This window comes from Streptomyces geranii (assembly GCF_002954775.1).
Classification (GTDB): domain Bacteria; phylum Actinomycetota; class Actinomycetes; order Streptomycetales; family Streptomycetaceae; genus Streptomyces; species Streptomyces geranii.
Map to the genome: position 1 here is coordinate 450,127 of NZ_PJME01000004.1, position 7,058 is coordinate 457,184.

Annotated in this window: 8 protein-coding genes; 6 read left to right on the forward strand and 2 right to left on the reverse strand. The window is 69.2% G+C overall.

Annotated features, from left to right (window positions below):
- Position 1 precedes the first annotated feature (1 nt).
- A complete protein-coding gene (locus CW359_RS08920; protein ID WP_105969226.1) occupies positions 2 to 799 on the reverse strand; it encodes an IclR family transcriptional regulator in 798 nt (265 codons plus the stop codon).
- 182 nt (positions 800 to 981) lie between these two features.
- Between CW359_RS08920 and CW359_RS08925 the strand changes: the two genes are divergently transcribed.
- The 4 genes from CW359_RS08925 to mmuM are packed head-to-tail and all read left to right on the forward strand — an operon-like array spanning position 982 to position 4,485.
- Positions 982 to 1,887, forward strand: coding sequence for an ABC transporter substrate-binding protein (locus tag CW359_RS08925; protein WP_198655140.1), 906 nt, complete (start codon positions 982 to 984; stop codon positions 1,885 to 1,887).
- Entirely contained in the window at positions 1,887 to 2,714 is an 828-nt protein-coding gene (locus CW359_RS08930; protein ID WP_105969227.1) for an amino acid ABC transporter permease, read from the forward strand. Before CW359_RS08925 ends, CW359_RS08930 begins: the two co-directional genes overlap by 1 nt.
- Positions 2,714 to 3,463: an amino acid ABC transporter ATP-binding protein gene (locus CW359_RS08935; RefSeq protein WP_105969228.1), complete on the forward strand. Its 750-nt coding sequence runs from the start codon at positions 2,714 to 2,716 to the stop codon at positions 3,461 to 3,463. The genes CW359_RS08930 and CW359_RS08935 overlap by 1 nt, the downstream gene beginning before the upstream one ends.
- Before the next feature lie 11 nt (positions 3,464 to 3,474).
- On the forward strand, positions 3,475 to 4,485 hold the full coding sequence (mmuM, locus tag CW359_RS08940; protein WP_105969229.1) for a homocysteine S-methyltransferase: 1,011 nt from the start codon (positions 3,475 to 3,477) through the stop codon (positions 4,483 to 4,485).
- 78 nt (positions 4,486 to 4,563) lie between these two features.
- Here mmuM and CW359_RS08945 read toward each other — a convergent pair whose 3' ends face one another.
- On the reverse strand, positions 4,564 to 4,947 hold the full coding sequence (locus tag CW359_RS08945) for a YybH family protein (protein ID WP_232838306.1): 384 nt from the start codon (positions 4,945 to 4,947) through the stop codon (positions 4,564 to 4,566).
- 173 nt (positions 4,948 to 5,120) lie between these two features.
- Here CW359_RS08945 and CW359_RS08950 point away from each other — a divergent pair, with 173 nt between their 5' ends.
- Complete coding sequence (locus CW359_RS08950; RefSeq protein WP_105969230.1) at positions 5,121 to 5,681, forward strand: SMI1/KNR4 family protein; 561 nt, start codon at positions 5,121 to 5,123, stop codon at positions 5,679 to 5,681.
- 461 nt (positions 5,682 to 6,142) lie between these two features.
- Positions 6,143 to 6,967 (forward strand): hypothetical protein, encoded by an 825-nt coding sequence (locus CW359_RS08955; RefSeq protein ID WP_105969231.1) that lies wholly within the window; start codon positions 6,143 to 6,145, stop codon positions 6,965 to 6,967.
- The last annotated feature ends 91 nt before the right edge of the window (positions 6,968 to 7,058 follow it).

The following is a 7,058-nucleotide window of genomic DNA, read 5'->3' on the forward strand; positions in this document are numbered from 1 at the left end:
ATCAGTCTCCGGAGCCCGGGCCTGGGTCCGAGTCTGGGTCCGCCGAGCGCAGGGCGGCGGTCAGCCAGGCGCTCCAGCGGACCACCGACTCGGCGCAGGACGTCGTGGCGGGCTCCAGACGGTGGCGGGGGCCGACGACCTGGACGGCCGCGACGATCTCGCCCCGGAAGTCCCTGACCGGGGCGGCGAGCGAGTACAGGCCGGGCTCGGCCTCCTGGTCGACGACCGTGTACCCCCGTCGCCGGGCCGCGTCGAGCCGGGCCAGGAAGTCCTCCAGATCGGCCGGGGTGTTGGGGCCGTGCCGGACGAAGGCGGTGCGCGCGAAGACGGCCTCTATCTCGGGACGGTCGGCGTCGAACAGCAGTGCCTGCCCGGCGTCGCTGCAGTAGGCGGGATAGCCGCGGCCCACCCAGGACACGAACGAGGACAGGGCCGGCGGCATCGCCTCCAGGATCGTCACTGAGCTGGCGCCCCGCAGGACTCCCAGGTAGGAGCACTCCCCGGTGTCGGCCGCGACACCCTCCAGCGCGGTACGGCCGTCCCGCCGCAGCCGCGCCTCCGTGACCTGCTGGGCCCGTGCGTACAGCTCCCAGGCGACGGCGTAGCGCAGCGAGGCGGGGTCGCGGCGCAGGAAGCGGGCGGTTTCGAGGCTGCGCAGGACGCGGGAGACCTGGCTGCGCTCCCGGCCCAGCAGGGCGGCGACCTCGGCGGCGGTGTGCCCGCGCGGGTCGTGCGGCGGGTGTTCGGCGAAGAGGCGGAGTACGGCCAGGCCGCGCTTCAGGCTGCTGTCGGTGGTCATCGAAGGCCGAGCATAGCGCCGCCCGGCGGGGCTTCCCGGGCCGTACGCCGCGCTGTTCATTGCGGCCGTATTGCAGTCGTATTGCAGCTCACGTGCAGCATGAGCAACTCCACTTGATTATTTCGCATCCGGCCTTACGCTCCACTCATTCACCGGCACGTCAGGCCCACCAGGAGTTCCCCTTGTCCGCTCTCCGCCCGCTCGTCCTCATCGGCTTCGCGACACTGCTCCTGGCGGGCTGCGCCGACCCCGCCGGGCCGTCCGCCGCCGGGTCGGCCGACGAGTCGTCCGGCACCCCGGCCGCCACCTCCGCGATCGCGGAGGACGCCGCACTCGCCGCCAAGGTCCCGGCCGCGCTGAAGGCGAGCGGCATCACGATCGCCAGCGACGTCAGCTACCCGCCCATGGACTTCTTCGACACCGACAACAAGACGGTCATCGGTGCCGAGGCCGACCTCGCCAGGGCGCTCGGCACGGTCCTCGGCGTCAAGGTCACCATCACCAACGTGCCCTTCGACTCGATCATCCCGGGGCTGCAGGCGGGCAAGTACCAGCTCGGCCTCTCCTCCTTCACGGACACCGCCGAGCGGGAGAAGGTCGTCGACTTCGTCACGTACTTCAACGCGGGCACGTCGCTGCTGGTCCCGGCGGGCAACCCCAAGTCGCTCAAGCCCGAGGACGACTCCCTGTGCGGCCGGACCGTCGCCGTCGCGAAGGGTTCCACCCAGGCGCTGGTTGACCTGCCCGACCGTGCCAAGACCTGCAAGTCGGCGATCAAGGTCAGCACCTTCCCGGACGGCACCGGTGTGAACCTCGCCGTCACCAGTGGCCGCGCCGACGCCGCCCTCGCCGACTCCCCGGTCGCCGCCTACGCCGCCAAGCAGTCCGGCGGCAAGCTGGAGGTCGTCGGGGACTCCTACGGCAACGCGCCGTTCGGCATCGCGGTCCAGAAGAAGAGCGAGCTGACCGCTCTGCTCAAGTCGGCCCTGGAGAGCCTCGGCACGACCGGCGGCTACCGGCAGATCCTCGCCAAGTGGGGCCTGGAGTCCGGGGCTCTCGACGAGTTCCAGATCAACGCGGCCTCGTGATGGAGGAGTTGCCGATCATCCGCCGCCGCAGACCCGGCCAGTGGATCCTGACCTTCCTGGTCCTGCTCCTGGCCGGGGCGCTGGTCCAGTCGCTGATCACCAACCCGCGCTTCGGCTGGGACACCGTCGGTGCGTGGCTGTTCAGCCGGACCGTCATGAGCGGCCTGCTGACCACCCTCGAACTCACCGCCGCGGCCATGGCGATCGGGCTCGTCCTGGGCGTGGCGCTGGCGCTGATGCGGCTGTCGGACAACACCGTGGCCCGCACGGTCAGTTGGGCCTACATCTGGCTCTTCCGGGGCACCCCGCTGCTGGTACAGCTGCTGTTCTGGGGCTTCATCTCCGCGCTGTACCCGACGCTGTCACTGCACCTGCCGTTCCTGCCGCCGATCGGCGACGTCCCGGCGAACACCGTCATCACCACCTTCGCGGCGGCCCTGCTGGGCCTCGGCCTCAACGAGGCCGCCTACCTCGCCGAGATCATCCGGGCCGGCATCGTCTCGGTCGACCACGGGCAGACGGAGGCAGCGGAGGCGCTGGGCCTCTCCCGGGCCAGGACACTGCGCCGGATCATCCTGCCGCAGGCGATGCGGGTGATCATCCCACCGGTCGGCAACGAGACCATCTCCATGCTCAAGACGACCTCGCTGGTGAGCGTGCTGGCCTACACGGAACTCCTGTACTCCGTACAGATCGTGTACTCCAAGACCTACCAGACGATCCCGCTCCTCATCGTCGCCAGCATCTGGTACCTGGCCGTCACCACTCTCCTCAACATCGGCCAGCACTATCTCGAACGTCACTTCGCGAAGGGCAGCCACCGATGATGGTCCAGGCCACCGGGGTCCGCAAGGCGTTCGCCGGACAAGAGGTGCTGCGCGGCGTCGACCTGTCCGTGCCCCGCGCCACGGTCACCTGCGTGATCGGTCCGTCCGGGTCCGGGAAGTCCACCTTCCTGCGCTGCGTCAACCACCTGGAGCGGCCCGACGGCGGCCGGATCCTGGTCGACGGCGAACCCATCGGGTACGAGCCTTACGGACGCGGACTGCGCGAGCTGCGCCGCCGGGACGTGGCCCGCCAGCGCCGCCAGATCGGCATGGTCTTCCAGCGCTTCCACCTGTTCCCGCACCTGACGGCACTCGGCAACATCGTCGAGGGCCCGGTAGGCGCGGGCCGGCCCCGGGCCGAGGCCACCGACGAGGCGATGGCACTGCTGGACCGGGTCGGCCTCGCCGACCGGCGGGACGCCTACCCCGCCCAGCTCTCCGGCGGCCAGCAGCAGCGGGTGGCCATCGCCCGCGCCCTGGCGATGCGCCCGAAGCTGATGCTGTTCGACGAGCCGACCTCCGCACTCGACCCGGAACTCGTCGGCGAGGTCCTGGACGTCATGCGGGGCCTCGCCGCCGACGGCATGACGATGCTCGTGGTCACCCATGAGCTGGCCTTCGCCCGCGAGGTCGCCGACGAGGTCGTCTTCTTCGACGAGGGACGGGTACTGGAATCCGGCCCGCCGGAGCGGATCCTCACGGCCCCGGACCACCCGCGAACCCGCGACTTCGTCAAGCGGGTGCTGTGACCGGGGGTCCGATGAGCGAGTGCGCGGCGACCGGGAGTTCGGCGACCCGGGGCGTGGTGACCGGCGGTGCAGTGAACAGCGGTGCAGTGACCGGGAGTGCGGTGAGCGGGGGCGTGGTGTCCGGGGACGGTGCGAAGACCTTCCGTGAGGCCCTCGCCGCCGGACCGCTGGTCCTCGACGGCGGCATGTCCAACGAACTGGAGGCCCAGGGCCACGACCTGGGCGGCGTGCTGTGGTCCGCCGGTCTGCTGCGCGACGCCCCCGAGGCGATCACGGCCGTACACCGGGCCTACTTCGAGGCGGGCGCGCAGGTCGCCATCACCGCGAGCTACCAGGCCACGTACCCGGGCTTCGCCCGACTGGGCATCTCCCGGGCCGAGACCACGACGCTGCTGCGCCGCAGTGTGACCCTGGCCCGCGAGGCGGCTGCCGGGAGCGGCTGGGTCGCGGCCTCCGTGGGACCCTACGGCGCGATGCTGGCCGACGGCTCGGAGTACCGCGGCGACTACGGCCTCACGGTGGCCGAACTGACGCGCTTTCACCGTCCCCGGCTGGAGGCCCTGGCCGAGGCGGGCCCCGACGTCTTCGCCGTCGAGACCATCCCCGACATCCGGGAGGCCGAGGCGGTGTTGACCGCCCTCGACGGCCTGGGCATCCCCGCCTGGCTCTCGTACAGCAGCCGTGGGACGACCACGAGTGCGGGCCAGCCCCTGACCGAGGCCTTCGCCCTGGCCGGAAGCAGCCCCGCCGTCGTCGCCACGGGCGTCAACTGCGCCCCGTCCGCCGAGGTCGCACCGGCCCTCGCCCTGACCGCCGGTCTGCCCGGCGTCGCCTACCCCAACGGCGGCGGCGTCTGGGACCCGCGAGCCCGAAGCTGGCAGGGCACGCGGGACGAGATCGCGGACCTGGCCCCCTCCTGGGTCACCGCCGGAGCGGTGCTGGTCGGCGGCTGCTGCCGGGTGGGCCCCATCGGGATCAAGGAGTTGGCGGCCCGTCTACGCCCTTCGGGCGGAGGAAGCTGAGCTGAGCCGGCGTCACTGAGCACCACGGCAGATGGATACGGGCCGGTGCAGCGTCGTTCCACCAGACTGTCCGAAGGGTCAGGAGCTCAGATGCTCATGCAGCATCCTCCAACAGCCGTCCCTCCACACGATGGCGTTGGTGCCCCGACCCTGGCCAGAACGCGGTTCACCGTCGACGACGCCGGTCCAGGCAAACCGATAGCGGCATACCGCGACGTCCGCGGTGAGTACGGGCCACTCCAGATCCTGGATCTCGTACACCTCGTCGAGGATCTTCGCGAACGTCCTCTCGATCGCGGAGCGGATCTCGCCGATGCCCTGATATGAGCCGTCCGAGAACCAGTACGTGGCGTCCTCAGCGATGAACGACACGACCCGCTCGATGTCACGAGCGTTGTTGGCCTGCTCGTACTCACGCATGAACAGCACGAGCCCGGATTCCAGGGCCACTTGATTCGTCACGACGGTCATCATGCCGAGGACCACAGGCCATCCGCGAAGGCGCTCCTGGGCCCGGTCCAGGGGCTGCCTCTTCGACGTACACCAGACACGCTGGTGTGATCAGAGTTTGCTGCAGAACGGGGGCTGGGGGCAGCGCGCGAAGCATTGTCCGAACGCAGTGGTATGTATGCCCCATGAACATTGATCAGGCTGACCCTGCTGAGCTGGCAGGGCTCCGCGCGGCGTTCGACGTCGATGCCGGAGGCGAGTCGGCTCTTGGGTGGGAAGCAGTGCGTGCCTTCGAAGCAGAGCACGGGATCACGCTGCCTGAGCCATATCGGACCTTCGTCGCTGAGATAACGGAGAGTTCGTACTCCGGTCCCCCCGAATACGGACTGTTGCCGGTGGCAGAGTTGCCGGAAGACTGGGGAGGCGAGGCGCAGGAACGCGACCTGAGCAGGCCGTTTCCGCTGGCCGAGACATGGATGTGGGAGGACGATCCTGACCCGGCCGAGGACGCCGACGCCGTCCTTGAGCAGGTCTACAACCACGGCTCGCTCGTGCTCGGGACCGACGGGTGCGCGATGAACTGGCATCTCGTCGTCACCGGGCCCCACCGAGGGCACGTCTGGCTGATCAGCGACGTCGGGGCCGTCCCATTCGGCGCGGAGTTCGGATTCACCACGGCTGAATCCGGGTTTGCAGGATGGGTCCGACACTGGGCAGAGAACAAGCCCTGGTACGACGCTGTGTGACTCCCCATCGGGTCGGTGCGTGGTAACTGCAGCGTCGGCGAACCGGTGGAATTTCGACGGCGAGCGGTGCTCTGGGCACAGCCCCTGGTTACGGTCCTGTCCCGCCGTCCGAGCCCGCCGGAGACCCGCAGGGCTGGTCGTGAAGTAGCAAGATTTACTCAGCGGTTGGGACAAATGACCCTGGCACCGGAAGAGCTCCCTCTCCGAATATGTGGCCTGTGGGGTTGCTGTGATTCACGGGGCTGGTGCGGCAAGGCTTGTACGCATCGCCTTGCCCGGCCTTCGCACGGCGTCGACCGCTTCTCTCCCCACCCCGATGCGATGCCTCGCGGCGATCACGATCCAGGGAGCAAGCAATGGAAATGACCCCACCCCTCAGCGCTGGACGGGCGTCCGGTGGACGTGCGCACAAACGCCGTTCGCGATGGTTCAGCGGGAAGTTCCTGGCGTTCTTTCTCGCCGTGGCGACACTGCTGGGCGGCGGAACGTGGTTCGCCGCGTCCCAGGGACAGCGGGCGAGCGCCGCCGTCGACGACGGCAAGGTCTTCCAGTTCCCGACGGAGAAACTGGACACCGCGATCGCCTACTGGATGAGCCGGGGCTTCCCCTTCGGCCGACGCACCGACCGCATCGACATGACCGACCCCAACGACCCCACGAACACGGCGACGAACCGGGTCGGCTTCATCATGCGCGGGGGCTTCTTCCTCGACGCCGCGTCCGGGGATCTCACCGAGTTCATCCGGAACATCCCCGGGACGCAGGAGCCGCAGCTCCTGGAGTACGACATCGACATCCGGCCGACCCGGGGCACGAACCGCGGTGACGAGCGGATCGTCCGGGACAACGTCAACGGCTTCATCTTCTACACCCCCAATCACTACACGGACTTCCACCTCTACCAGTACCTGGAGGGCCCCAACGCCTCGGACGTCACGATGCCGGTGCCCGCCCCCGTGTGCCGGGAAAGCGGAGGCGCCATCACCTGCCCCAACCCGACAGCGGGCGCCGCCGATCTGAAGGTCACGGAGGAGACGCCCACCTCCGAGGAACTGGCGGACCAGCCCACGGAAGGACCGACGACCCCGGGCCCGGACAGCAACGACGCCCCCGTCAACAACCCGGAGTTCGAATCGACGAACAGCGACCTCCTGGGGATAGCGCAGCAGAGGGGCGACAACCAGGCGTCGGAGTGGGCGGTCCTCATCACCGCCCTCTGGAAACTCTTCCTGGACCCCAGCAACAGCAGCGGGTGTGTCAATTTAACGGCTGATCTTGTTTGTTGAGTGGTCAGTTGTTGCTCGGGGTCAGGCGACCCTCGAAGGCGATCTGGAACGCGTTGAGGGGTGCTTTCCAGCGCATGGTCCACCGCTTGCG